This is a genomic window from Microbacterium sp. J1-1, assembly GCF_024498615.1.
Lineage (GTDB): Bacteria > Actinomycetota > Actinomycetes > Actinomycetales > Microbacteriaceae > Microbacterium > Microbacterium aurugineum.
Map to the genome: position 1 here is coordinate 2,689,777 of NZ_CP089590.1, position 21,773 is coordinate 2,711,549.

24 protein-coding genes and 2 tRNA genes are annotated in these 21,773 nt (G+C 67.9%); 11 read left to right on the forward strand and 15 right to left on the reverse strand.

The genetic code is table 11. The annotated features are described in order from the left end of the window. The 3 genes from LRQ07_RS12950 to LRQ07_RS12960 form a co-directional block, all read right to left on the reverse strand. Nucleotides 1–1,131: a YgfZ/GcvT domain-containing protein gene (locus LRQ07_RS12950; protein ID WP_256534847.1), complete on the reverse strand. Its 1,131-nt coding sequence runs from the start codon at nucleotides 1,129–1,131 to the stop codon at nucleotides 1–3. Between the two features lies 1 nt (nucleotide 1,132). Next, entirely contained in the window at nucleotides 1,133–1,735 is a 603-nt protein-coding gene (locus tag LRQ07_RS12955; protein ID WP_256534848.1) for an FABP family protein, read from the reverse strand. A 150-nt stretch (nucleotides 1,736–1,885) separates the two neighbouring features. Continuing rightward, nucleotides 1,886–2,176 (reverse strand): hypothetical protein, encoded by a 291-nt coding sequence (locus LRQ07_RS12960; RefSeq protein ID WP_047521540.1) that lies wholly within the window; start codon nucleotides 2,174–2,176, stop codon nucleotides 1,886–1,888. Between the two features lie 73 nt (nucleotides 2,177–2,249). Here LRQ07_RS12960 and LRQ07_RS12965 point away from each other — a divergent pair, with 73 nt between their 5' ends. The 7 genes from LRQ07_RS12965 (at nucleotide 2,250) to pstB (ending at nucleotide 10,385) form a co-directional block, all read left to right on the forward strand. Beyond that, complete coding sequence (locus tag LRQ07_RS12965; RefSeq protein ID WP_047521542.1) at nucleotides 2,250–2,933, forward strand: winged-helix domain-containing protein; 684 nt, start codon at nucleotides 2,250–2,252, stop codon at nucleotides 2,931–2,933. Nucleotides 2,934–2,984: 51 nt separating this feature from the next. Beyond that, nucleotides 2,985–5,150: an RNA degradosome polyphosphate kinase gene (locus LRQ07_RS12970; RefSeq protein WP_047521544.1), complete on the forward strand. Its 2,166-nt coding sequence runs from the start codon at nucleotides 2,985–2,987 to the stop codon at nucleotides 5,148–5,150. Then, nucleotides 5,147–6,136 carry an NUDIX hydrolase gene (locus LRQ07_RS12975; RefSeq protein WP_131491420.1) on the forward strand — a complete coding sequence of 330 codons (990 nt, stop codon included), beginning with the start codon at nucleotides 5,147–5,149 and terminating at the stop codon, nucleotides 6,134–6,136. Before LRQ07_RS12970 ends, LRQ07_RS12975 begins: the two co-directional genes overlap by 4 nt. Before the next feature lie 171 nt (nucleotides 6,137–6,307). Beyond that, complete coding sequence (locus LRQ07_RS12980) at nucleotides 6,308–7,408, forward strand: phosphate ABC transporter substrate-binding protein PstS (protein WP_047521546.1); 1,101 nt, start codon at nucleotides 6,308–6,310, stop codon at nucleotides 7,406–7,408. Nucleotides 7,409–7,512: 104 nt separating this feature from the next. Further along, a complete protein-coding gene (gene pstC, locus LRQ07_RS12985; RefSeq protein ID WP_047521548.1) occupies nucleotides 7,513–8,490 on the forward strand; it encodes a phosphate ABC transporter permease subunit PstC in 978 nt (325 codons plus the stop codon). A gap of 1 nt (nucleotide 8,491) precedes the next feature. Further along, entirely contained in the window at nucleotides 8,492–9,577 is a 1,086-nt protein-coding gene (gene pstA, locus LRQ07_RS12990) for a phosphate ABC transporter permease PstA (protein ID WP_047521550.1), read from the forward strand. A gap of 28 nt (nucleotides 9,578–9,605) precedes the next feature. Continuing rightward, complete coding sequence (gene pstB, locus LRQ07_RS12995) at nucleotides 9,606–10,385, forward strand: phosphate ABC transporter ATP-binding protein PstB (RefSeq protein ID WP_047521552.1); 780 nt, start codon at nucleotides 9,606–9,608, stop codon at nucleotides 10,383–10,385. A 523-nt stretch (nucleotides 10,386–10,908) separates the two neighbouring features. On the opposite strand, the gene LRQ07_RS13000 is transcribed toward pstB, so the two are convergent. From LRQ07_RS13000 to sigK, 4 genes are all read right to left on the reverse strand, one after another. Continuing rightward, complete coding sequence (locus LRQ07_RS13000) at nucleotides 10,909–11,793, reverse strand: aminodeoxychorismate lyase (protein ID WP_134351961.1); 885 nt, start codon at nucleotides 11,791–11,793, stop codon at nucleotides 10,909–10,911. Between the two features lie 196 nt (nucleotides 11,794–11,989). Next, a complete protein-coding gene (locus tag LRQ07_RS13005; protein ID WP_256534849.1) occupies nucleotides 11,990–12,619 on the reverse strand; it encodes a DNA-directed RNA polymerase subunit beta in 630 nt (209 codons plus the stop codon). 29 nt (nucleotides 12,620–12,648) lie between these two features. Continuing rightward, nucleotides 12,649–13,443: an anti-sigma factor domain-containing protein gene (locus LRQ07_RS13010; RefSeq protein ID WP_256534850.1), complete on the reverse strand. Its 795-nt coding sequence runs from the start codon at nucleotides 13,441–13,443 to the stop codon at nucleotides 12,649–12,651. Next, on the reverse strand, nucleotides 13,440–14,039 hold the full coding sequence (gene sigK, locus LRQ07_RS13015) for an ECF RNA polymerase sigma factor SigK (protein WP_208526474.1): 600 nt from the start codon (nucleotides 14,037–14,039) through the stop codon (nucleotides 13,440–13,442). Before sigK ends, LRQ07_RS13010 begins: the two co-directional genes overlap by 4 nt. 150 nt (nucleotides 14,040–14,189) lie before the next feature. Between sigK and LRQ07_RS13020 the strand changes: the two genes are divergently transcribed. Together LRQ07_RS13020 and LRQ07_RS13025 are read left to right on the forward strand one after the other, a co-directional pair. Further along, entirely contained in the window at nucleotides 14,190–14,849 is a 660-nt protein-coding gene (locus LRQ07_RS13020; protein WP_248541178.1) for a fasciclin domain-containing protein, read from the forward strand. Nucleotides 14,850–14,988: 139 nt separating this feature from the next. Next, nucleotides 14,989–15,061, forward strand: a tRNA-Lys gene (locus LRQ07_RS13025). 26 nt (nucleotides 15,062–15,087) lie between these two features. Here LRQ07_RS13025 and LRQ07_RS13030 read toward each other — a convergent pair. Next, nucleotides 15,088–15,540, reverse strand: coding sequence for a hypothetical protein (locus LRQ07_RS13030; protein ID WP_256534851.1), 453 nt, complete (start codon nucleotides 15,538–15,540; stop codon nucleotides 15,088–15,090). 172 nt (nucleotides 15,541–15,712) lie between these two features. Between LRQ07_RS13030 and LRQ07_RS13035 the strand changes: the two genes are divergently transcribed. Next, nucleotides 15,713–16,258, forward strand: coding sequence for a type 1 glutamine amidotransferase domain-containing protein (locus LRQ07_RS13035; RefSeq protein ID WP_047521566.1), 546 nt, complete (start codon nucleotides 15,713–15,715; stop codon nucleotides 16,256–16,258). A gap of 30 nt (nucleotides 16,259–16,288) precedes the next feature. Here the strand turns inward: LRQ07_RS13035 and LRQ07_RS13040 are convergent, their stop codons facing one another. After that, nucleotides 16,289–16,804, reverse strand: a complete 516-nt coding sequence (locus tag LRQ07_RS13040; protein WP_256534852.1) for a CGNR zinc finger domain-containing protein — start codon at nucleotides 16,802–16,804, stop codon at nucleotides 16,289–16,291. A gap of 25 nt (nucleotides 16,805–16,829) precedes the next feature. On the opposite strand from LRQ07_RS13040, the gene LRQ07_RS13045 reads away from it, so the two are divergent. Continuing rightward, nucleotides 16,830–17,045 carry a hypothetical protein gene (locus tag LRQ07_RS13045; RefSeq protein ID WP_256534853.1) on the forward strand — a complete coding sequence of 72 codons (216 nt, stop codon included), beginning with the start codon at nucleotides 16,830–16,832 and terminating at the stop codon, nucleotides 17,043–17,045. A gap of 3 nt (nucleotides 17,046–17,048) precedes the next feature. On the opposite strand, the gene LRQ07_RS13050 is transcribed toward LRQ07_RS13045, so the two are convergent. The 6 genes from LRQ07_RS13050 to LRQ07_RS13075 form a co-directional block, all read right to left on the reverse strand. Further along, a complete protein-coding gene (locus LRQ07_RS13050) occupies nucleotides 17,049–17,681 on the reverse strand; it encodes a M23 family metallopeptidase (protein WP_256534854.1) in 633 nt (210 codons plus the stop codon). Then, complete coding sequence (locus tag LRQ07_RS13055; RefSeq protein WP_256534855.1) at nucleotides 17,678–18,211, reverse strand: DUF1697 domain-containing protein; 534 nt, start codon at nucleotides 18,209–18,211, stop codon at nucleotides 17,678–17,680. Before LRQ07_RS13055 ends, LRQ07_RS13050 begins: the two co-directional genes overlap by 4 nt. Beyond that, nucleotides 18,208–18,789: an isochorismatase family protein gene (locus LRQ07_RS13060; protein ID WP_256534856.1), complete on the reverse strand. Its 582-nt coding sequence runs from the start codon at nucleotides 18,787–18,789 to the stop codon at nucleotides 18,208–18,210. Before LRQ07_RS13060 ends, LRQ07_RS13055 begins: the two co-directional genes overlap by 4 nt. A gap of 66 nt (nucleotides 18,790–18,855) precedes the next feature. Continuing rightward, nucleotides 18,856–18,928, reverse strand: a tRNA-Thr gene (locus LRQ07_RS13065). 69 nt (nucleotides 18,929–18,997) lie between these two features. Continuing rightward, a complete protein-coding gene (locus tag LRQ07_RS13070; protein WP_256534857.1) occupies nucleotides 18,998–20,551 on the reverse strand; it encodes an alpha/beta hydrolase in 1,554 nt (517 codons plus the stop codon). Continuing rightward, entirely contained in the window at nucleotides 20,548–21,705 is a 1,158-nt protein-coding gene (locus tag LRQ07_RS13075; RefSeq protein WP_047521576.1) for a DNA polymerase III subunit delta', read from the reverse strand. Before LRQ07_RS13075 ends, LRQ07_RS13070 begins: the two co-directional genes overlap by 4 nt. Nucleotides 21,706–21,773: the final 68 nt, after the last annotated feature.

Consider the following 21,773-nt stretch of genomic DNA (forward strand, 5'->3'; position numbering starts at 1 on the left):
TCAGCCTCCGGGGACGGCGTCACGCGGGTCCGGCGCCGTAGGTCTCCGAGACAGCCGGGTCAGGCGCGGGACGTCTGCCGTGGCCCCCGCGTCGGCCGGGACGATGACCTGCTGCGATGCGGCGATGTCGATGCCGTCGGCGCGAACCACCAGGTCGCCGACGGGCGCGCGCCGGGAGAGGATCGCGAGGGCGATCGGACCGTCTTCATGATGACGCGCCACCGAGGTCAGATGCCCGACCTCGTCGTCACCGGCGAAGACCGCGGTACCGGGCTCAGGCAGGACCGCATCGCTGCCGTCCAGGTGGAGCGCGGCGAGACGACGCGGCGGGTGCCCGAGGTTGTGGACCTTGGCGACGGTCTCCTGTCCGCGGTAGCAGCCCTTGCTCAGGTGCACCGCGCTGCGAATCCAGTCGGACTCATGAGGAAGCGAGCGCTCGTCGACCTCGGTCGTCCAGCGCGGGCGCCACGCCGCGACCCGCAGAGCCTCTGCGGCGAGAACGCCGGCGAACGCCTCCCGGTCGAGAGAAGCGGCGAGAGCGTCGGCCTGCTCCGCGGTGAGGATCGCCACCCGCCAGGCGTAGTCGGCTGCCGGATGCTCGATGACCTCGGAATACTGGTGTCCGCCGACGCTGATCCGCTGCCACGGGTCGGACCACACGAGTGCGGTGCCGTTCGGGGCGAACGCCGCTGCGGTCGCCGTCGCGGAGATGACCCCACCGTCGATGTATCCGACCAGCACGAGGTCGGAGCGGAGATCGACGGTCGCCTGTGTGCGGAACTTCATCCGCGTCAACCAGCCGGCAAGCGCCTCGGCGTCTCCGTCGTCGGCGATGAGCCACGTGGATGCACCGTCGTCGACGACACCGGCCGCGTGCTCCACCCGGCCCTGCGGGTCGAGCACCAGAAGCTCGGTGCTGTCACCGGGGGCGAGGCGTCCCACGGCCTGCGACGTGATCGAATCGAGCCAGCTCAACCGCTCCGGACCCGCGACCTCGATCACGGCGCGATCACCGAGCGGGGCGAGAGCCGCGCCCTCGGCGAGACGCCGCTGCTCTCGGAACACATCGCCGAAGTGGGCGATCAGATCGCCCTCGGCGACGGCACCGTCGACCTGGTCGAAAGCGGACATCTCAGACCTTGGCCAGCCGGGCGGAGGCATGGGAGCGCAGCGGGGTGCCGAGCGCGGCGATGTCCCACGCCCACAGCAGGTGTCCGTCGACGAGGCCGTACATGCGCGATGACGCGGAGTGCACCTTGGCACCGGCGCTGCGCACGACGGCGTCGGAGCCGATGTCGATGCGCGGACCGTTGATCTCGCCGATGTACAGCTCGAGAGCACCGTCTGCGTGCGCGAGCGACACCTCGATGGGGAATCCGCCGCTCGGCGCGCGCAGTTCCTCCACGTCGTCGACCGTGCGTGCGACGGCGGGCGCGGTGGGCGGGAGCAGCGCGGGACCGGGATCCGAGTCCGTCGCCGGTCGCGCGAGTCGCCAGAATCCCGTCTCGGCGAGCAGTGCCGCCGCCGGCGCACCCTCGTCGGTGAGGAAGGTGGCTGAGCCGGAGTAGTTCAGGAACGGGCCGCCGTCATGGCTGAAACTGACCCGATGGGTGAACTCACCCTGCAGGCGTTCATCGCCGACCGGGTAGTCGATGACACCGGTACCCTCCCAGACGCCGATCAGCCACGCGAAGGGGACGAGATCGGCCGGAAGGTCGACGGGCAGCTCGATCACGATCGCGTCAGCGCTGGCCGCGGAAGAGGTTGCGCAGCACCACTGCCGAGACGAAGACGATAGCGAGGCTCGCGAGGCCCAGCAGGCCGATGAAGAAGATTTCGAGCGCCATGAGGTCCATGTCCCCCACCTTACCGCGCCCCGCCGTCGTCAGGACGGGATCAGCGCCGCGAGACCGAAACCGACCGAGATGAGCCCCATCAGCATCAGGGCGCCGATCACGCTGCTCGCCACCCGGAAGATGAATCCCTGGGTGCGGCCGTACCAGAGCTGCACGGCGAAGGAGAGCAGGACGACGCCTCCGAAGCCCACCAGCATCCAGGGGACACGCCACTCCTCCGGCACGAAGATACCGATCGCGACGGTCGCGACGAATGCCGCCGCCCACACGACGATCACACCGACGAACGCGTTGCGTGGTGCGAGTGCTGGTTCCGTCATGACAACCATTGTTGCGCATCCGCCCCGGTATCATGGCGGCACGACGTCGATCCCCCGTCGGTGAGGAGTGCGCGTGGCCCTGGTCCTGGTTCTGACCAATGCTCCGCTCTCGGAGCAGGTCCTGCCCGCCCTTGAGCTGCTGAGCCATAGAGCGCGCCAGATCCCTGCGGAACCCGCACAGCTGGTCAACGCTCCGGAGTACGACGTCGTGATCGTCGACGGACGTCATGATCTGGTCGCCGCGAAGTCGCTGTGCCGGCTGCTGCGCGCCACAGGTCAGGACGCTCCCCTCCTCCTCGTCGTCACGGAGGGCGGCATGAGCGCTCTCTCGGGCGACTGGGGCATCGACGACGTACTGCTCGCAACCGCGGGCCCGGCGGAGATCGACGCGCGCCTCCGCCTCGCGCTGGCCCGACGCGATGAGGTCGCCGAGCCCGCGAGCGTGCAGGCTTCCGGAGTCACGATCGACGAGCAGTCGTACTCGGCGAAGCTGCGCGGCAGGCCGTTGGACCTCACCTACAAGGAGTTCCAGCTGCTGCACTTCCTGGCCACCCATCCTTCGCGTGTCTTCACGCGGGAGCAGCTGCTCAGCGAGGTGTGGGGCTACGACTACTTCGGCGGAACCCGCACGGTCGACGTGCACGTGCGGCGCCTCCGGGCGAAGCTCGGCGACCAGGAACAGATCATCGGCACGGTGCGCAACGTCGGCTATCGCTTCAACGTCAACGAAGAAGAGAGCGTCGCCGCGGGCCACTGAGGATCGACACCGTTCACACGAGCGTCACCTGGCGGTGCTTAGATGTACCCCATGATCGATCCCGCACTCGCCGACGCCGGTCTCGGTGACGCCGAAGACGACGACTTCGACGCCATCGAGTCCCCGGACTCGTTGCTGCCCGACCACCGCTACCTGGATCGCGAGCTGAGCTGGCTCGCGTTCAATCAGCGCGTGTTGGAGCTCGCGGAAGACCCGTCGCTCCCCGAACTCGAGCGGGCGAACTTCCTGGCCATCTTCGCCAGCAACCTCGACGAGTTCTTCATGGTGCGCGTCGCAGGCCTCAAGCGGCGCATCATGACCGGTCTCGCGGTGCCGACGAACATCGGCCGCTCCCCCGTCGACGCGCTGGCCGACATCTCCCGTGAGGCGCACGCACTGCAGCTGCGCCACGCGGACGCGTGGAACTCGCTCGTGCGCCCCGCCCTCGCCGAATCCGGTATCGAGATCACGGACTGGTCCGAGCTCACGGACGGCGAGCGCTCCGCGCTGTCCGACTACTTCCAGGCGCAGGTGTTCCCGGTGCTGATGCCCCTCGCGGTCGACCCGGCGCACCCGTTCCCCTACATCTCCGGACTCTCGCTGAACCTCGCGATCCGCATCCGCAACGCCCGCACCGGGCGCCAGGAGTTCGCGCGCATCAAGGTCCCGCCGATGCTCCCCCGCTTCGTGGAGGTTCCCGGCGCCGGCGAGATCAAGCGCTTCCTGCGCCTGGAGGAACTCATCGCCAACCACCTGGGCGACCTGTTCCCGGGCATGGAGGTGCTCGACCACCATGCGTTCCGCCTCACCCGCAACGAAGATGTGGAGATCGAGGAGGACGAGAGCGAGAACCTCATCCAGGCGCTGGAGGCCGAGCTCCTGCGCCGCCGGTTCGGTCCGCCGATCCGGCTCGAGATCACCGATGACATGGATGACGTCACGATGGATCTGCTGGTCCGCGAGCTCGACATCACGGACCTCGAGGTCTACCGCCTCCCCGGGCCTCTCGACCTCCGCGGACTCTTCGACCTCTCGCGCATCGACCGGCCCGATCTGCGCTACCCGCCGCACCTGCCCACCACGGCGGTGGCCTTCCAGCCCGCGGGATCGAGCGCACGGGCCGACATCTTCAAGGCGATCCGCAAATCGGACGTGCTCGTCCACCACCCGTACGAGTCGTTCACCACGAGCGTGCAGGCCTTCCTCGAGCAGGCCGCCCGTGACCCGCATGTGCTCGCCATCAAGCAGACGCTGTACCGCACCTCCGGAGACAGCCCCGTCGTGCAGGCCCTGATCGACGCCGCTGAGGCCGGCAAGCAGGTCCTCGCGCTGGTCGAGGTGAAGGCCCGGTTCGACGAGGCCAACAACATCGTCTGGGCGCGCAAGCTCGAGAAGGCCGGCGTGCACGTCGTGTACGGCCTCGTGGGACTCAAGACACACTGCAAACTCGCCCTGGTCATCCGCGAGGAAGAAGGGATGCTGCGGCACTACTCCCACGTCGGGACCGGCAACTACAACCCCAAGACCAGCCGCATCTATGAGGACTTCGGGCTCTTCACCGCCGACGCACAGGTCGGCAAGGACCTGACGCGCCTGTTCAACGAGTTGAGCGGGTACGCCATCGAGAAGAAGTTCAAACGACTCCTCGTCGCCCCGCTCCACCTCCGCAAGGGACTGATCCGCCAGATCGATGCCGAGCGCAAGAACGCGGAGGCCGGGATCCCCGCCCACATCCGCATCAAGGTGAACTCGATGGTGGACGAGGAGATCATCGACGCGCTGTACCGTGCGAGCGCCGCGGGCGTGAAGGTCGACGTCTGGGTGCGTGGCATCTGCAGCCTGCGCACCGACCTGGACGGCATCAGCGACAACATCACGGTGCGCAGCATCCTCGGCCGCTATCTCGAGCACTCGCGGATCTTCGCGTTCGAGAACGCCGGCGACCCGCAGGTGTACATCGGCAGCGCGGACATGATGCACCGCAACCTCGACCGTCGCGTCGAGGCACTGGTGCGCGTGACCGACCCCGCACATCTCAAGGAGCTCCGGACCTTCTTCGACCTGGCGATGAACGACGGCACCTCGTCGTGGCACCTCGGCGCCGACGGCGTCTGGGAGCGCCACGCCGTGGATGCCGACGGAAAGCCCCTGATCGACCTGCAGGATAAGACCATGGGGTTGATCCAGCGGCGCCGCCGCGCACGGGCGGTTCGATGATCCGGCGGCAGCTGCAGCTCCCGCCCGACTCCGAGACGGGGTCGAAGTGGGCCGACAAGGCGGTGTACGCCGCAGGCGCCGTGGTCTGGCGGATCATCGACGGCAAGTTGCGGATCCTCCTGATCCATCGCACCAAGTACCGGGACGTCACGCTGCCCAAGGGGAAGGTGGATCCGGGAGAGATGCTCGCCGAGACCGCCGTGCGCGAGGTGCACGAGGAGACCGGCATCCGCGTCTCCCTCGGTGTTCCCATCGGAGTGAGCCGCTACCACCTCGCCTCCCGCAAGCAGAAGGTCGTGCACTACTGGGCGGCCGAGGCGACGGAGGACGCGATCCGCGAGTCCACGTTCGTGCCCAATCGGGAGATCGCGGCGCTCGAATGGGTCAGCGTGAAGAAGGCACGCAACCGACTGAGCTACCCGGTCGACCTGGAGATCCTCGACTTCTTCTCCAACCTGGTCGATGACGGCGTGCTGCGCACCTTCCCCGTGATCGTGCTGCGCCACGCGAAGGCGCTCTCGCGCTCGGACTGGGACCGCTCGGACGCCGCACGCCCGCTCACCGAACGTGGCCGCACCCAGGCGAAGTCCATCGTCGGGCCGCTCCGCGCCTTCGGTGTGCGCAAGATCGTCACGAGTGATGCCGTGCGTTGCGTCGCGACCGTCACCCCGCTCGCGAAGGCCCTTGGCCGGAAGCCGGTGCAGACGGAGAAGATCAGCCAGGACGCCTGGGAAGACGGCGCGGCCGATCTTCGATCCGTGGTCGGCCGACGAGTGCGGTCCGGAAAGCCGGCCGTGCTGTGCAGTCACGGTCCCGTGCTCCCCGGGCTGCTGTCGGAGATCGCCCTCGCGACCGGCACCGTCACCGGGTCGTATCTCGGCAGCGCCGCCGACCTTGAGCCTGCCGCGTTCTCGGTCGTGCACCTGTCGTCCACGAACCCCGGTTCCGGCATCATCGCGATCGAGACGCACATCCCGAAGGTCTGATGCGTCGACGGATTCCGGACACCACAGCCGGAATCACGCGGGAGCACCCCAGAGAGTCGCCCGTCGTTCACCTGCCGTTCACCTGCTCGGGAGAGTCTCGTTAACCGTCGCCCATAGCGTCACTGTGTGCCCTGCACCGGGCCCCACCCATCCAAGATCGAAGGATCCACAGTGAAGATCTCCCGAATCGCACGAATCGGCGCCATCGGCGCCGTCGCCGCTCTCGCTCTCGCCGGTTGCGCCGCGAACGAAGGCGGCTCCGGTTCCACCGAAGCTCCCACCGATTCCACACTCTCCGGAACGATCGACGCCACCGGTGCGTCCTCGCAGGCGGCCGCTCAGGAAGCCTGGGTCGCCGCGTTCCAGACCGCGAACCCCGACGTGACCGTCAACTACGAGCCCACCGGATCCGGTACGGGTCGCGAGAACTTCCTCGAAGGCGGCAGCAACTTCATCGGCTCCGACCGCGCGTTCAACGACGAAGAGGTGGCCGCCGGCGGCTTCGGCGCCTGCACAACCGACGACATAGTCGAGGTCCCGCTCTACATCTCGCCGGTTGCCGTCGCGTTCAACCTCGAGGGCGTCGACTCCCTCAACCTGGACGCCGCGACCATCGCGGGCATCTTCGCCGGCACCATCTCCAACTGGAACGCCCCGGAGATCGCCGCGCTGAACGACGGCGTCGAGCTGCCTGACCTGGCCATCTCGCCCGTGCACCGCTCCGACCCCTCGGGGACGCAGGAGACGTTCACCAAGTACCTCAACGCCACGGCGGGTGACGTCTGGACCTACGAGCCGGCCGACGTGTGGCCGATCCAGGGTGGCGAGGCAGCGCAGGGCACCTCCGGCGTGAAGCAGGCCATCACGGCGGGCAACGGCGCCATCGGCTTCCTCGACGCTTCGCAGGCCGAGGGCCTCGGACAGGTCGCTGTCGGCGTGGGCGGGGACTTCGTCGCCTACTCGGCCGAGGCTGCCGCCAAGCTCGTCGAGAACTCGCCGCTGGTCGAAGGCCGCGGCGCAGGGGACCTCGTCTTCGACGTCGACCCCGCCACCGCTTCGGACGGCGCCTACCCGATCGCCCTGGTCAGCTACCTCATCGGCTGCGAGCAGTACGAGGACAGCAACGTCGCGGAGCTCGTGAAGGAGTACTTCACCTACATCGCGAGCGCTGAGGGCCAGGACGCTGCGGCCGAGAACGCCGGCAGCGCACCGATCTCGGACGGCCTGCGCGATCAGGTCCTCGCCGCGATCGACCTGATCCAGGTCGGCTGATCACGCCGACACGCTGACACGGTGCCCCCGCGTCCCGACGGGGCGCGGGGGCACCTCCCGGTCAGTATCCGATCCATATCGACCCGGCCCGAAACAGGGAGATCATGAGCACGACAGCCCAGGCGCCGACACCGACGCCGACCAAGGCGCCACCTGCCCCTATCAAGGCGAAGCAGCGACTTGGCGACCGGGTCTTCTCCGGCACCGCGCTCGGGGCGGGGATCGTCATCCTCGTCGTCCTCGCGCTCGTCGCCGCCTTCCTCTTCATTCAGAGCCTCCCCGCCTTCGAGCTCGACACCAGCGACAACCACATCCTCAAGGGTGAGTCCTTCTGGTCGTACGTGTGGCCGCTCATCTTCGGAACGCTCTGGGCCTCATTCATCGCGCTCCTCATCGCCGCTCCCATCGCGATCGGCATCGCGCTGTTCATCTCCCACTACGCCCACCGACGTCTCGCCGCGGTCCTCGGCTACATCATCGATCTGCTCGCCGCCGTCCCCTCCGTCGTCTTCGGGCTCTGGGGCGGTCTCGTGCTCGCCCCGCTCCTGCAGCCGATCTACGCCTGGCTGAACGAGAACGCCTCCTGGGTCCCCTTCTTCGGGGGCCAGGTGTCGTCGACCGGGAAGACGATCCTCACCGCGGCTCTCGTGCTGGCAGTGATGTGCATCCCGATCATGACCGCCATCTGCCGCGAGGTCTTCCTGCAGACCCCGAAGCTCCACGAGGAGGCAGCCCTCGCCCTCGGTTCCACCCGATGGGAGATGGTGCGTATGGCCGTCCTGCCCTTCGCTCGCGGCGGCATGGTCTCGGCGGCGATGCTCGCCCTCGGCCGGGCACTCGGCGAGACCATGGCTGTGACCATGGTGCTCTCCCCGTCCGCGGTGGTCACCTTCCTGGTACTCACCGCGACGAACCCCACGCCGATCCCGGCCAACATCGCCCTGGCCTTCCCCGAGGCACACGACACCGGAGTGAACACGCTGATCGCCACCGGCCTCATCCTCTTCGTCGTGACCTTCGCCGTCAATGCGCTGGCGCGATGGATCGTCGCCCGCCGCGCCGAGTTCTCGGGAGCCAACTGACATGACCGTCCTGACAGCCGCTCCCGCGAGCACCGCGTCGCTCACCTCGGGCAAGCTCCCCAAGTGGGCTCCGTGGGCGCTGCTCGCGGCATCTTTCGCCATCTCGGCCGCGATCTTCGCCGTGGCCGCTGCCGGTTCCAGCCTCGCCGACTTCAACATCGTCGGTACCGTGATCTGCGGGATCCTGATCTACATGGTGATCATCACCGTGATCTCGTCTATCGCGGAGAGTCGCCGCAAGGCGATCGACAGGCTCATGACCGCACTGGTCGCGACAGCCTTCCTCATCGCGCTCCTGCCACTCATCTCGTTGCTCTGGACGGTCGTCGCCAACGGCATCGAGCGCTTCGACCTGGAGTTCTTCTCGTACTCGATGCGCAACGTCGTCGGCGAAGGCGGCGGAATCGTCCACGCCATCTGGGGCACTGTGCTCATCACGCTGACCGCCACCGTCATCTCCGTACCCATCGGCCTGATGACCTCGATCTACCTCGTCGAGTACGGCCGCGGGAAGATCGCGAAGGCGATCACCTTCTTCGTGGACGTGATGACCGGCATCCCCTCGATCGTGGCGGGTCTGTTCATCTACGCTGTGTTCTCGCTGCTGGTGCGCCCGGGCATCTCGATGGGATTCATGGGAGCTCTCGCTCTTGCCGTGTTGATGACCCCCGTGGTCGTGCGAGGCAGCGAAGAGTTGCTGCGCATCGTCCCCAATGAGCTGCGTGAGGCGTCCTACGCCCTCGGAGTGCCGAAGTGGCTCACCATCCTGAAGGTCGTGCTGCCGACGTCGATCGCGGGCATCATGACGTCGATCATGCTGGCCATCTCGCGGGTGATCGGAGAGACGGCGCCGCTTCTGCTCACTGCCGGCTTCACCCAGAGTCTGAACACCAACATCTTCAACGGGCAGATGATGACGCTGCCGGTGTTCGCCTACAACCAGTACATGAACCAGGGCACGAACCCGGACGCGGCAATCGCCCGTGCCTGGGCCGCGGCCCTCACCCTCATCCTCATCGTCATGCTGCTGAATCTGCTCGCCCGACTCATCGCGAAGCTGTTCGCACCCAAGCTCGCCGGCCGCTGAGCGGCGGCCCACCCGGAATAGGAAACACGTGTCCAAGAGCATCGAAGTCAACGACCTCAACGTCTACTACGGCGACTTCCTCGCCGTCGAAGGCGTCTCCCTCGACATCCAACCGCGCAGCGTCACAGCCTTCATCGGCCCCTCGGGCTGTGGCAAGTCGACGTTCCTTCGCACCCTCAACCGCATGCATGAGGTCATCCCCCGCGCACGCGTCGAGGGCGAGGTCCTGCTCGACGGCAAGGACCTCTACGGGCCCGGAGTCGACCCGGTGCTCGTGCGCCGCCAGGTGGGCATGGTGTTCCAGCGGCCGAATCCGTTCCCCACCATGTCGATCAAGGAGAACGTACTCGCCGGGGTCAAGCTCAACAACAGCCGCATGTCGAAGAGCGACCAGGATGCCCTCGTCGAGAAGTCCCTCACGGGTGCGAACCTGTGGAACGAGGTCAAGGACCGGCTCGACAAGCCGGGTTCCGGGCTCTCCGGCGGCCAGCAGCAGCGACTGTGCATCGCCCGCGCGATCGCCGTGTCGCCGCAGGTCCTGCTGATGGACGAGCCGTGTTCGGCCCTGGACCCCATCTCGACCTACGCGATCGAAGAGCTCATCAGCGAACTCAAGAACGAGTTCACGATCGTCATCGTCACGCACAACATGCAGCAGGCCTCGCGCGTGTCGGACAAGACGGCGTTCTTCAACATCGCCGGCACCGGCAAGCCCGGCAAGCTCATCGAGTACGACGACACCATGTCGATCTTCACCACACCCTCTGTGCAGGCCACAGAGGACTACGTCTCCGGCCGCTTCGGCTGACCCCTCGCGCGGAGACTTCGAAAACCCAGACCATTCGCGCTCGTGACGGCGTGTCCCCCAACGACACGCCGCTCTGAGTCCCGATGGTCTGGGTTTTCGCATATCCGAGGGTCGTGTGCGACGACTGCACCGGAGGGAACACAGCGACTTGTTCACTTCCGTTCACCACGTCTGGATGGGGAACGCGGGAACCCCCCGGTCGGCGTGCGAGGACTGCGTGATGCACTGGGATGAGGGCCGGGTCCGTGTCGGCGAAGCCGCGCCGGGTACACGACTCTCCGGTTCACCTACGAGCTCATCATCGACGACTGGCCGCTCGTGGAGACCGCGATCCGGGGTGCTCTCGCACGCGGAGCACACCTCGCCCCGGCTCTCCTCTGACGACTGCGTGGCTCGCCGACACGGGGTGTGGCGTGCCAAAACAGAGACGTCTCGCGCACGTCACGGCGTGTCTGGTGGGGCACACCGCAGTGCGGACGGATGCTCTCCGTTTCGGCCCAGCGAACCGGACCGAGGAGAGGCTTCAGTCGCGGGGAGAGAGCAGGTAGCGGTTCAGGTCGGCTGTCAAGCTGGGGTCCACCGGGAGAGAGGCACCGTCGATCGCGGTGATGGCCGCGGCGAGGCGGACGCTCGACACCAGCCAGGCCGCATCCGCTCGCGGGAGATCCGCTGCCGGGATACGGTCGTAGGCGGTCTCGAAGCCCTGCGCCGCGAGGTGCTCGTACACGCTGAGCTGGGTCGTCCCGTGCAGGATGCCCCCGTTCGGCGCCGGGGTCACGAAGCGGTCCCCGAACCGCAGGATCAGCGAAGCCGTGGGTGCCTCGAGCACGAAGCCGTCGCTCGAAAGGAAGATCGCATCGTCCGCGCCGCGGCGGTGAGCCTCACGCAGGGCCGCCATGTTCACGGCATACGACAGGGTCTTGGCGCCCAGCAGCAACCACGGTGCCCGCTCGGCCGCGCCGAGGTCGTAACCACGGTCCAGAGTGACGACGCGCACCCCGTTCTCCCGCACGGCGGAGAAGTCGGGCGCCGGTGCAGCCGTGACCCAGGCCGTGGGAGTGGGCCCGTGCTCGACGCCACGACTGAGGATGAGCTTGATGACGGACTCACCGGATCCGAGCTGTGCCGCCGCCTCGTCGATGGCCTGATGCCACTGCTCGAGGTTCGGTGCGGGGAGATCGCACAGGCGCGCGGAGTGCGCGAGCCTCTCCAGATGCGGGACCACTTCCTGCGCGTGCCCGTCGACGACGCCGATGGACTCGAACACGCCGTCACCCCGCTGGGTACTGAGTTCACCGACGCTGAGCGCCGGCGCCGCCGCATCCACCTGGGTGAACGTGTCGGCGTAGTCGGAGCGCTGCTCCTCGATGTCCACGGGATCGATCATGAATGCGAAGCGCCCGGTCATGATCCGAGCCTAGAGGGCGGGAATACCCACGGCTGCATCGCGTTACAATTGAATGGCCGGGCCGCATAACCCCGGGCTCCATTTTTTGCCGCTACGAGCGGCCTTCCGCCGAGAGGCGTTCTTGCGGCCCGGTCTTTTCTTGTCCAGGCGCGCCGAACGCTGCGGAAGCACCAGCGCTCCCCCGGTGAGGATCCGCTCAGCTGAGGGCTCCTGTGCGCCACAGCACGGCCGAAGCTGCCAGATCCTGCGCATAGCTGCTCAAGCGGAGTGCCCGCGTCGTGAGCTCGCTGGCGCGCGCAGGCTCCGTCGGCTCGTAGTCGTCGGCGGTATGGGTCGCACCGGACGCCTGCACACGACAGAAAGCGGCGGCGCGATCGAGTGCCACGGCGAAGTCGCCGCGGAAGACCCCGCGCAGGATGGTGTCGATGAGGGCGACGAGTTCCTCCGGCCCCGCCGGCACCGGAGCACCCGCGATCACGGTGTCCGCCGACGACAGCTCGACACGGCCCCGGTCGTAGAGCAGTGCGGCCGTGCGAGCGTCCGCGTGGATCGCGAGCTGCAGCACGTAGAGACGCCACAGTGCTCCGGGAAGCGTGCGCGATGGTGCCTTCGACCAGAGCTCGGCGATCTCGTCGATGCCGTGCTCTGCGGTGAAGGCCACGAGTCGCTCGGCGCTCGCGCCGCTCTCGTCCGCTCGTACACGGGTCAGCAGCGCGGAAGCCGTGGCGTGCGCGACACGGGTCTCCTCGGCGGGATCGTGCGAACCGACGATGTTGTCGAAGGCGGTGGTGGGGCGACGCACGGGGCGGTGGTGCTGCTCGGGCATCCCTCCAGGGTACGCGCGATCGACGACGGTCAGGCCGTGGGGATGACGATGACCGGGTCCGTGGTCGGCTGGCCCGTCGGAGATCCACCGGCCTGCTCGACGGTCACGGCGATCGCGTCGCCCGCCTGCATCTCGCCCGTCAGGAGCGCCGTGGCGTCGCCGCCGTCCACATCGAACACACCCGCCGAGACCGGGGCATCACCGCGGACGAACCAGAGCTCGTATGTCTCCCCCTCTGCAGGGGTGGGGATGCCGTCGGCGACCAGCACGGCCTTGCCGACCGAGGCGGACCAGTGCGCGGTCGCCGATCCCCCGTCATCGAGGGCGACGGTCGCCTGCTCGGCGTCTCCCGCGGCCTCGATCTCCTGCAGCGCGACCACGCTGGCGGGAGTATTCAGTTGCTGGTTGAGGGCGACCGCACCGATTCCGACGCCGACCAGCACGGCCAGGCACGCCGCCAGGGCGAACACGCTCCGCGTCCAGCGGCGCTGCTTCGGCTTCTGCTCGGCACGAGTGTCGATGGCATCGCTCTGGGTGGCGACGGGGGCGTCCGTGATCGCCGAGGTGGCATCCGGATCGGACCGCGTTCCGCCGTCCTGGGGCAGGTCCGCGATCTGTGCGAGCAGCGCGGATCGGATGTGCGCGGGAGCGGCGACCGGTTCGACGGGGTCCGCGAGTGACGCAGCGGTGGCAGCATCCTCATCCACGGTGTCCTCCCATTCCGGGTGCTCCGCGAGGGCAGCGAGGTACCGACGCTCGTCGTCTGCAGACAGCGAGTGCAGCGCGGCACCTGCCGCGAGCTCTGCGAAGTCCTTCTCGTTCATGCCGTCACCCCCATCGCCGTGCGCAGACGGGTCAACCCGTCTCGCATCCGTGTCTTGATCGTCCCCAGCGGCGCGCCCACGAGGGCCGCGATCTCGTTTTGACTGTAACCGCCGTAATACGCGAGGACGAGTGCTTCGCGCTGCGCTTCCGGAAGCCCCGAGAGCGCTTCGACGACCTTCCCTCCCTCTATCCCCAATTCGACCTGCTCCGCGACACTGTCGTGCGCGACGCCGATGTCCTTGAATCCTGCTCGTACGTCTCGGTCGGCGCTCGACTGCGATGCACGCACCCGATCAACGGCCCGGCGATGAGCGATCGTCATGATCCATGCTCGTCCCTGACCTCTGTTCGGAGCGAAGCGCGAAGCGGATTGCCAGATCTCCAGAAAGACCTCTTGAAGCACTTCTTCGCTCTGCGAGCGGTTGACCAGCACACGGAGGATGAGGCCGAACACGCGAGAGGAGAGCAGATCGTAGAGAGTCGCGAAGGCAGCTTGATCACCTGACGCGACGCGGACGATGAGGTCGGCGACAGCATCCTGCGTCGCTCCGTCCTCGGGAACGTCGAACCCATCGATGACCATCCCTATAAGCATGCCGTATCTCCGCCCCGGTCTCGCGCAGACGAGGCCGCTGCCGGAGCGATTTCAAAGATTTCTGAGATTCTTCCCATCCGATGCCGCAGGGGCTCCGAACAGCACTCGACGCCACGGAGAGGCCGTGGCTCAGTTCTGAAGGAGCTCGACATGTTCAGCACCAAGAAGAAGGTCACCGCGGCAATCACCCTCGGCCTGGCGAGCGCATTCCTGCTCTCGGCCTGTTCCATGGGCAGCGGCAGCACCACGGACGAGTCGTCCGAGCCGAAGGCACCGGAGACGTCGGAGTCGACGCCGACGGAGATGGACCCGGCGGCGAACCTGGTCGGTCCCGGCTGCGCGGCATACGCCGACGCCGTGCCGGACGGCGCAGGATCCGTCGAGGGCATGGCCCAGGACCCGGTCGCGGTCGCGGCTTCGAACAACCCGCTGCTGACCACGCTGGTCTCGGCGGTGAGCGGACAGCTCAACCCCGACGTCGACCTGGTCGACACCCTGAACGGCGGCGAGTTCACCGTGTTCGCACCGGTGGATGACGCCTTCGCGAAGATCGACCCGGCCACGATCGAGGCCCTCAAGACCGACAGCGCCACGCTGAGCTCGATCCTGACCTACCACGTGGTCCCCGGCCAGATCGAGCCGGCCGACATCGACGGCATGCACAAGACCGTGCAGGGCGCCGAGCTCGAGGTCACGGGCAGCGGCGACGACCTGATGGTCAACGACGCGAAGGTCATCTGCGGTGGAGTCCAGACCGCGAACGCGACCGTGTACCTCATCGACACGGTCCTGATGCCCCCGGCATCCTAAGCCGGGCGCTGTCGGGTGGGAGGACACCCGACGCACGCCCTTCTCGGGAGTAGGGGGAGGATCCTGAGAAGGAGAGAAGGGCCGTCAGCGGAGTCATGTCGCTGACGGCCCTTCTTCTTGCGCACTACACTTGACGCAGGGGCCTCTAGCTCAGTCGGCAGAGCATCGGACTTTTAATCCGCGGGTCGTGGGTTCGAGCCCCACGGGGCCCACCGCAGCACGAGCGCACCGAACCCGTTCAGGATTCGCCGTCGTGCACTCCTGCCAGCAGCTCGTCACGGATCTCGGCCACGCCGCTCGGCAGCGTCTCGCCTTCGAGGTCGAACACCGGAGCGTCCGGGGTGCCGCCGATCGCGCACACCGCGACGCTGTCCTGCCCGTCCAGGGTCTTCGGGATCACGACGAACCAGAGCGACTGCCCGCCGAGCCATTCCGTGGTCGCCATGTCGGCGAAATAGGTCGCATCCGGCGCGAGACTCCGGGTCTTCTGCGTGCACAGCTCCACCAGTTGGGCGGTCGCGAATGCCGTCGCAGACTCGGTCGGCTGTGGTGTCGCCGTGTCGATCGGAGATGACGTCGGCGAAGGCGAGGCGGTCGACGCGGTCGGCGAGGGGCTCGGCGCGGGCTCAGGAGCGCAGCCGGCGAGCAGCACGAGCACCGGCACGAGGACGAGGGCAGAACGGAAGCGCATGGCTGGATGCTACTGCCTCCCCGCTCCGATCCGACGGGAGCGCTCCGCGACCGCCCGACTCCGCCTCTAGCATCCTCCCCCGCTCCCCGGCCACCCCCTTCACTCCTCGCTCGTTCCGGTAGAAGGTCGACTCGTCCGCATCCGCGGGCGACTCCCCACGAAAGGATGAACGATGACCCTCACCGGCAACCGAGTGGCGTTCCTGGCGACCGACGGATTCGAGGACAGCGAGCTCACCAGCCCGTGGGAGGCGGTCACCGCCGCGGGCGCGAGCGCGACACTGATCGCCCCGGCGGGAGCGGCGATCACAGGGAAAAACGGTCACGAGCAAGCCGTCGACCTGCTCGCCTCCGAGGCGGCGGCCGACAGCTTCGACGCCCTCGTCCTTCCCGGCGGTGTCGTCAACGCCGACCACCTGCGCCTCGACAAGCCGTCGATCGCGCTCGCCCGCGCCTTCTTCGACCAGCACAAGCCCGTCGGCGTGATCTGCCACGGCGCCTGGATCCTCATCGAGGCGGACGTCGTGGACGGCCGGACGCTCACGAGCTACCCGAGCCTGACCACCGACCTCCGCAATGCCGGAGCGACCTGGGTCGACGAAGAGGTCATCGTGGACGAAGGACTCGTCTCCAGCCGCACACCCGATGATCTCCCGGCCTTCAACGCGAAGCTCGTCGAGGAGATCGGTGAAGGGAAGCACGCGGGCCAGACGGCCTGATGCCGCGCCTCTGAGGCCGAAACCTCGGCCTCAGAGGCGAGCCCGATGCCGACGAACGGCCGCACGGTTGGCGCAGCGCACGGAGCAGAACCGTTGGCGACCGTTGCGCGTCACGTCCGCCACGACATTCGTGCACGGCGCGGCCTGGCAGCGCCCGAGCCTGCTCATTCCCCGGGTGACGAGATGCAGCGACGTGCCGAGGCTGATGATCGCCCGGAGCACGTAGGGCAGCGACGGCACGTCATCGCGGTAGTGCAGGTGCCAGCCCTCGCCGTCGTGGTTGGTCAGCCGCGGGTACGCGGCGGCGGCGGCGAGCTGTGCGTTCAGCAGCAGCGCCCTCGCGTCGGCATCGGGCTCGTCGACGATCGTGAGCCAGTCGTCGATGACCGCTCGGACTTCCGCATGGTCCTCGGGCGCGGGTGGGAATGTCTGCGTCATCCCGAGGGCGAGGGTGCGCTCCTCGATGCCGGCGCGATCCTCGGGCCAGTCGTTCGCCAACGACGCGGCCAGCAGGACCGCATACTCGCCGTAAGGGTTGAGATGCATAAGACCATTACATCACGCTGGATGCATGACCTCGCCGAACACTCTCCCGATCCCCCGCCTCCGACCGGAGACCGCGACCCATGAACACGGCTGGCGGGTGGAATCCCGACACCCGACGAGCGAGGGCGTCGTGCTCTACGTGCGCTGTGCGAACTGCGGATCCCGACGTGTCGACCTGCAGGCGCACCCTCACACACCGCCGGTCGGGGTGAGCGGGGAACTCGGTGGTGCAGGGCGCTGAGGCTCAGACGTCGACGATCTCACCGTTCCGCGGTATCCACGGGCCACCGGTCGGTCGAGCGAAGACGAGGGGGACGCCACGGGCATTCCCCAGGAGCGAGTCCGACACCTGCACGTGCAGGTGAGGCTCGGTACTGTTCCCCGAGTTGCCGCACTCACCCAACTTCGCGCCCTGGAGGATTCTCTGTCCCCCACGCACTTGGATGCTTCCCCTCCGCAGGTGGGCGAGCAGCACCACTCCCTCAGGCACGCGGAGGACCACGTGGTTGCCTGCGATCGCCGGCGCCCCCGCACGGATGCGCGAAGACTGCGTGAGTGCATACCCCAGCAGCGACAGCGGGGATCGCCTCGCCACGTGATCCGGTTCGCCATCGTGGGTCGCCAGCACCTCTCCCGTGACCGGGCTGAGGATCGGCCGCCCGAAGCCCCCGAAGGTCTCCGGTCTCTCGGTTCCGATCAGACTCGCGAGCGTACGGGGGGCGCTGCGCCCATCCGCACCGACGGGCACGAAGTCGATCGCGTGGGAGGTTCCGAACAGCTCGGTGCCATGGCTGGGCACGCGGGACGCCGGGCTGTTCTGCGCCTTCCAACGCCCCTCGAAAGGCAACGCGAGTTCGACGGCGCCCGCGGGGATCACGCGGTCAGCTCGATGAGCGCACGGATCGTGCGGAGGTTGCGCGCTGTGCCCGCCACGCCGAGCGCACGATCGAGCACCGCCTTCGTCAGCTTCGTGGAATGCACGCCGCCTTCGCCGTAGTCGATCCACAGGTCGTCGTCGACGAGAGCGAGGCGCTCTGCAGGGAGCAGGCGTTCCTCCAACGCTGCGAGCGCACCACTCGCAGCCCGCCCCTCCAGGAACATCGCGTGCACGAAAGTCACATCCCCTTCGGGAAAGGGCTGCGCGGACTCCGACGAGACCAGTTGCGCATGGGTCCGATGGATCACGGGGGTGTCCACCCCGAACTCGCGGTGGATCACGGAACGGACAGCAGCGCGTGCGGTCTCGGGATCCGGTGGAGTCGCGCAGAGGATGTTCCCGCTGGCGATGTAGGTGGAGATATCGGCGAGGTCCGTCTCGGCTGCCAGCACGTCGCGCAGCCGCCCCATCGGAACCCTGTTGCGCCCGCTGACGTTCACGGCCCGCAGCAGGAGGACGCTATGACTCACGCGTCCGCGCTCACGACCAGTTCCGCGCCGGCATGCACGAGCTCGGCCAACGCGGTCTCACTCGCCTCCGGAGCGACCCCCGCGACGAGGTCGGTCAGGATGCGGACGTGGACACCGTGGGCGATCGCGTCGAGGGCTGACGCACGGACACAGTGATCCGTCGCGATCCCGACGACATCCGCGCTGAGCACCCCGGCCGCCGCCAGTACCTCACCGACGGTCTCCTGTGCTTCGGTCTCCCCCTCGAACATCGAATAGGCGGGCTTGCCCTGGCCCTTGCGGACGTGGTGGGTCACGGAATCGGTCACGAGGAGCGGATCGTAGTCGGCCCCCGGGGTCCCGGCGACGCAGTGCACCGGCCAGGAGTCGATGAAGTCCGGCGTCTCGGCGAAGTGACCCCCGTTGTCCCCCTCGGCGTCATGCCAGTCGCGGGAGGCGATGATCACCTCGTAATCCGTGGCGTGCGCGGCGAGGTAGCCCGTGACGGCGGAGGCCACCGCATCACCGCCCACGACCTCGAGCGCACCGCCCTCGGTGAAGTCGTTCTGCACATCGACGATGAGAAGCGCTCTACTCATACTTCGAGGTTACGCCGTGCGGACGGGAAAGGCCCCGTGATGTTCTTCGCATCACGGGGCCTTCGGAGCCGCTTGTCAGAATCGAACTGACGACCTTTTCATTACGAGTGAAATGCTCTGCCGACTGAGCTAAAGCGGCGTGCGACGCGTGAGCGGCGCGATCACCGATATTACCCTGTCTCGCGCTCGCTCGCGAATCGGGCCGGTCTCACTCGCAGCGGAGGCCGTCTTCGGGCACCACGTCGTCGAGCAGGAACGCCTCGACCGCGTCGTCGACGCAGATGTTGCCCTTGTTGTAGCCGGTGTGCCCCTCGCCCACGCGAGTGATGAGAACGCCCTCCTCCAGCTGATCCGCGAGCGATTCGGACCACTCGTACGGCGTCGCCGGGTCGTTGGTCGTCCCGATCACGAGGATGGGTCCCGCGCCTTCGGCCGCGATCTCACCCCGGGTTCCGGTCGGCGGATAGGGCCAGACCTCGCAGGAATCCGGACCGCTCCAATACGGCGCGATGGTCGGGGCGCCCTCGGCGATCTTGGCATCGATGGCGGCTTCCGCGGCGGGGTCGTCCTCCACCGGGTAGTCCATGCAGTTGTATGCGCGGAACGCCTCGGTGGAGTTGTCGATGTAGACGCCGTCTTCGCGGCTGTTGTAGAAGTCGGCGAGGAGCAACGCCGAGGTCGGGTCGCCCTGCAGAGCCTCATCGAGCGCCTGCGTGAGGAATCCCCAGTTGTCCTGCGAATAGAGCGCCGCGATGATGCCCGTCAGCAGGGTGTCCGCGCCCATGAGTCGACCGTCTCCGCTCTGCAACGGCGTGCGATCGACGCTCGCCAGCAGCGCTCCGAGATCGGCCATCGCTTCATCGACCGTTCCGGCGAACGGGCACTCCCCGGAGTCGAGGCAGCTCTGCATGTAGGCGCGCAGCGCCGATTCGAAACCGAGTGCCTGCGTCGCGCCGACCTCGAGGCCGGGGACAGCGGGATCGATCGCACCGTCGAGCACCAGACGCCCGGCCTTCTCGGGGTAGAGCTTGGCGTAGGTCGCGCCGAGGAATGTGCCGTACGAGTAGCCGAGGTAGTTCAGCTGCTTGTCGCCCAGCACGGCACGGATCAGATCCATGTCGCGGGCGGCGTTGACGGTGGTGATGTACGGCAGGATCCCGCCGCTGTTCGCATCGCACGCTTCGGCGAACGACTTGTGCGCGTCGAGCAGTTCGGCCTCCCACTCCGCGGTACCGCGGGCGGCGGCGGGGATGCCGTAGAGATAGTCATCCATCTCTGGGGCGTCGTAGCAGGTCACCGCGGTCGAGTCGCCGACTCCGCGCGGGTCGAAGCCGATCACGTCGAAGTTCTCGATGAGGTCGGCCCCGACGGCGAATCCGAGGTTGTTCAGGACGAGGTCCACACCGCTGGCGCCCGGGCCACCGGGGTTGGTCAGCAGCGAGCCGACCGGGGTCCCCTCCGCCCTGTGGCGCACGACCGCGAGCGTGATGTCGCCCGCTGCCGGGTTCTCCCAGTCGAGCGGCGCCGTGACGTCGGTGCAGTCGAAGCCGGTGCCGCACTCGGTCCAGGTCAATTCCTGCGAGTAGAACGGCAGTAGGTCTTCTGCCACACCCTCGGTATCGGGAGCGGCGGTCGTGGACGGCCGCGAGGACTGCTCGGGGATCATCGCGTAGAGGCAGCCGGAGAGGGCGACGGAAGCCGCGGCGAGGCCGGCGATGACCCCGAGGGCACGCCGGAAGCGGGAAGTCGATCGGTTGTTCACGGTTTCCTCCCGCTCGTGATCGTCACGAGCAAGCTCTCCAGGGCTAGCAGCGGAGCGACGTTGCGCTCCAGGGACTGCCGCGTCTCGGCTAGGTGGTCAAGTACGACAAGAGTACGGGTCACGGGCCAGACGGCCGCGAGCTCCTCGAGTTCGGGACGGAGTTCTCGGTTGATGAGGTCGCCGCCACGGTCGAACTGCAGCATCACGACGTCACGGAACAGCGATTGCAGGTCGGTGAGCACCCGGTCGATCCCGTCGCGCAGGCTCCGGGTGGCGCGCTTCTTCTGATCGTCTTCGAGCGCGGACAGCTGGGTGCGCAGCGCCGGCGGCACCGCCTGCCCCTCCGCGATGCCGATCGTGCGCAGCAGCGAGGCGCGCTCGCTCGCATCGCGCTCGGCCGTGAGCGCCTTCGCATCCTCCGTCGCGGCCTGGATGATCCGGCCGGCGACCTCGACGGCATCGCCGACGCCGCGTACACCGAGGACGGATCGCAGCGTCTCGTCGCGGCGACGGCGCGCCGCATCGTCGGTCGCGAGCCTCTGGGCCATGCCGATGTGGCGCTGCGCGTGCCGAGCGGCCTGCTCGGCGATGGCCTCGTCCGCCCCCGTGCGCAGGCTGATGAGACGCGCGACATCGTCGACGTCCGGTTCCGTCAGCCGCAACGACCGCACGCGAGAGCGGATCGTGGGCAGGAGGTCGGCCTCGCTGGGGGCGCACAGGATCCAGACCGTCTGCTCCGGCGGCTCCTCGAGCGCCTTCAGGAGCACGTTGGACGTGCGCTCGACCATGCGGTCGGCGTCTTCGACCACGATCACGCGATATCGCCCCGCGGAGGGGGCGAAGTAGGAGCGCTCCACCAGGCCTCGGGCCTCGGCGATCGTGATGATGACCTTGTCGGTGCGCAGCGCGGTGACGTCGGGATGCGTGCCCGCCAGCACTTGCCGCATCACGTTCTCGTCGTCGGGGTGATCGGCGATCAGCGCGGCCGCGAAGGCATAGGCCAGGGTCGATCTTCCTGATCCGGGTGGACCGGTGATCAGCCAGGCGTGCGACAGCGCAGCGGGATCGGAGGCGGCGGCACGGAGCGTGTCGACCGCGGCGTCCTGCCCCCACACATCCACCCACGGGAACGGAGCGGGAACGGTCTGGGGCATGTACTCAGCCTAATCGGGACCACCGACCTCGTCGGGACCCTGACCTCCCCGCGCGGAGAGCCGCGGCC

What these genes read in the sequence shown, in the direction of transcription:
- LRQ07_RS12960 (WP_047521540.1), bottom strand. Translation starts at nt 2,176, where the DNA reads ATGACGGAACCAGCACTCGCACCACGCAACGCGTTCGTCGGTGTGATC.
- LRQ07_RS13010 (WP_256534850.1), bottom strand. Translation starts at nt 13,443, where the DNA reads ATGAACGAGAAGGACTTCGCAGAGCTCGCGGCAGGTGCCGCGCTGCAC.
- LRQ07_RS13020 (WP_248541178.1), top strand. Translation starts at nt 14,190, where the DNA reads ATGTTCAGCACCAAGAAGAAGGTCACCGCGGCAATCACCCTCGGCCTG.
- LRQ07_RS13030 (WP_256534851.1), bottom strand. Translation starts at nt 15,540, where the DNA reads ATGCGCTTCCGTTCTGCCCTCGTCCTCGTGCCGGTGCTCGTGCTGCTC.
- LRQ07_RS12975 (WP_131491420.1), top strand. Translation starts at nt 5,147, where the DNA reads ATGATCCGGCGGCAGCTGCAGCTCCCGCCCGACTCCGAGACGGGGTCG.
- LRQ07_RS13045 (WP_256534853.1), top strand. Translation starts at nt 16,830, where the DNA reads ATGACCTCGCCGAACACTCTCCCGATCCCCCGCCTCCGACCGGAGACC.
- LRQ07_RS13005 (WP_256534849.1), bottom strand. Translation starts at nt 12,619, where the DNA reads ATGCCCGAGCAGCACCACCGCCCCGTGCGTCGCCCCACCACCGCCTTC.
- pstC (WP_047521548.1), top strand. Translation starts at nt 7,513, where the DNA reads ATGAGCACGACAGCCCAGGCGCCGACACCGACGCCGACCAAGGCGCCA.
- LRQ07_RS13035 (WP_047521566.1), top strand. Translation starts at nt 15,713, where the DNA reads ATGACCCTCACCGGCAACCGAGTGGCGTTCCTGGCGACCGACGGATTC.
- sigK (WP_208526474.1), bottom strand. Translation starts at nt 14,039, where the DNA reads ATGCTTATAGGGATGGTCATCGATGGGTTCGACGTTCCCGAGGACGGA.
- LRQ07_RS13075 (WP_047521576.1), bottom strand. Translation starts at nt 21,705, where the DNA reads ATGCCCCAGACCGTTCCCGCTCCGTTCCCGTGGGTGGATGTGTGGGGG.
- LRQ07_RS12950 (WP_256534847.1), bottom strand. Translation starts at nt 1,131, where the DNA reads ATGTCCGCTTTCGACCAGGTCGACGGTGCCGTCGCCGAGGGCGATCTG.
- LRQ07_RS13060 (WP_256534856.1), bottom strand. Translation starts at nt 18,789, where the DNA reads ATGAGTAGAGCGCTTCTCATCGTCGATGTGCAGAACGACTTCACCGAG.
- LRQ07_RS12970 (WP_047521544.1), top strand. Translation starts at nt 2,985, where the DNA reads ATGATCGATCCCGCACTCGCCGACGCCGGTCTCGGTGACGCCGAAGAC.
- LRQ07_RS13040 (WP_256534852.1), bottom strand. Translation starts at nt 16,804, where the DNA reads ATGCATCTCAACCCTTACGGCGAGTATGCGGTCCTGCTGGCCGCGTCG.
- LRQ07_RS13000 (WP_134351961.1), bottom strand. Translation starts at nt 11,793, where the DNA reads ATGACCGGGCGCTTCGCATTCATGATCGATCCCGTGGACATCGAGGAG.
- pstA (WP_047521550.1), top strand. Translation starts at nt 8,492, where the DNA reads ATGACCGTCCTGACAGCCGCTCCCGCGAGCACCGCGTCGCTCACCTCG.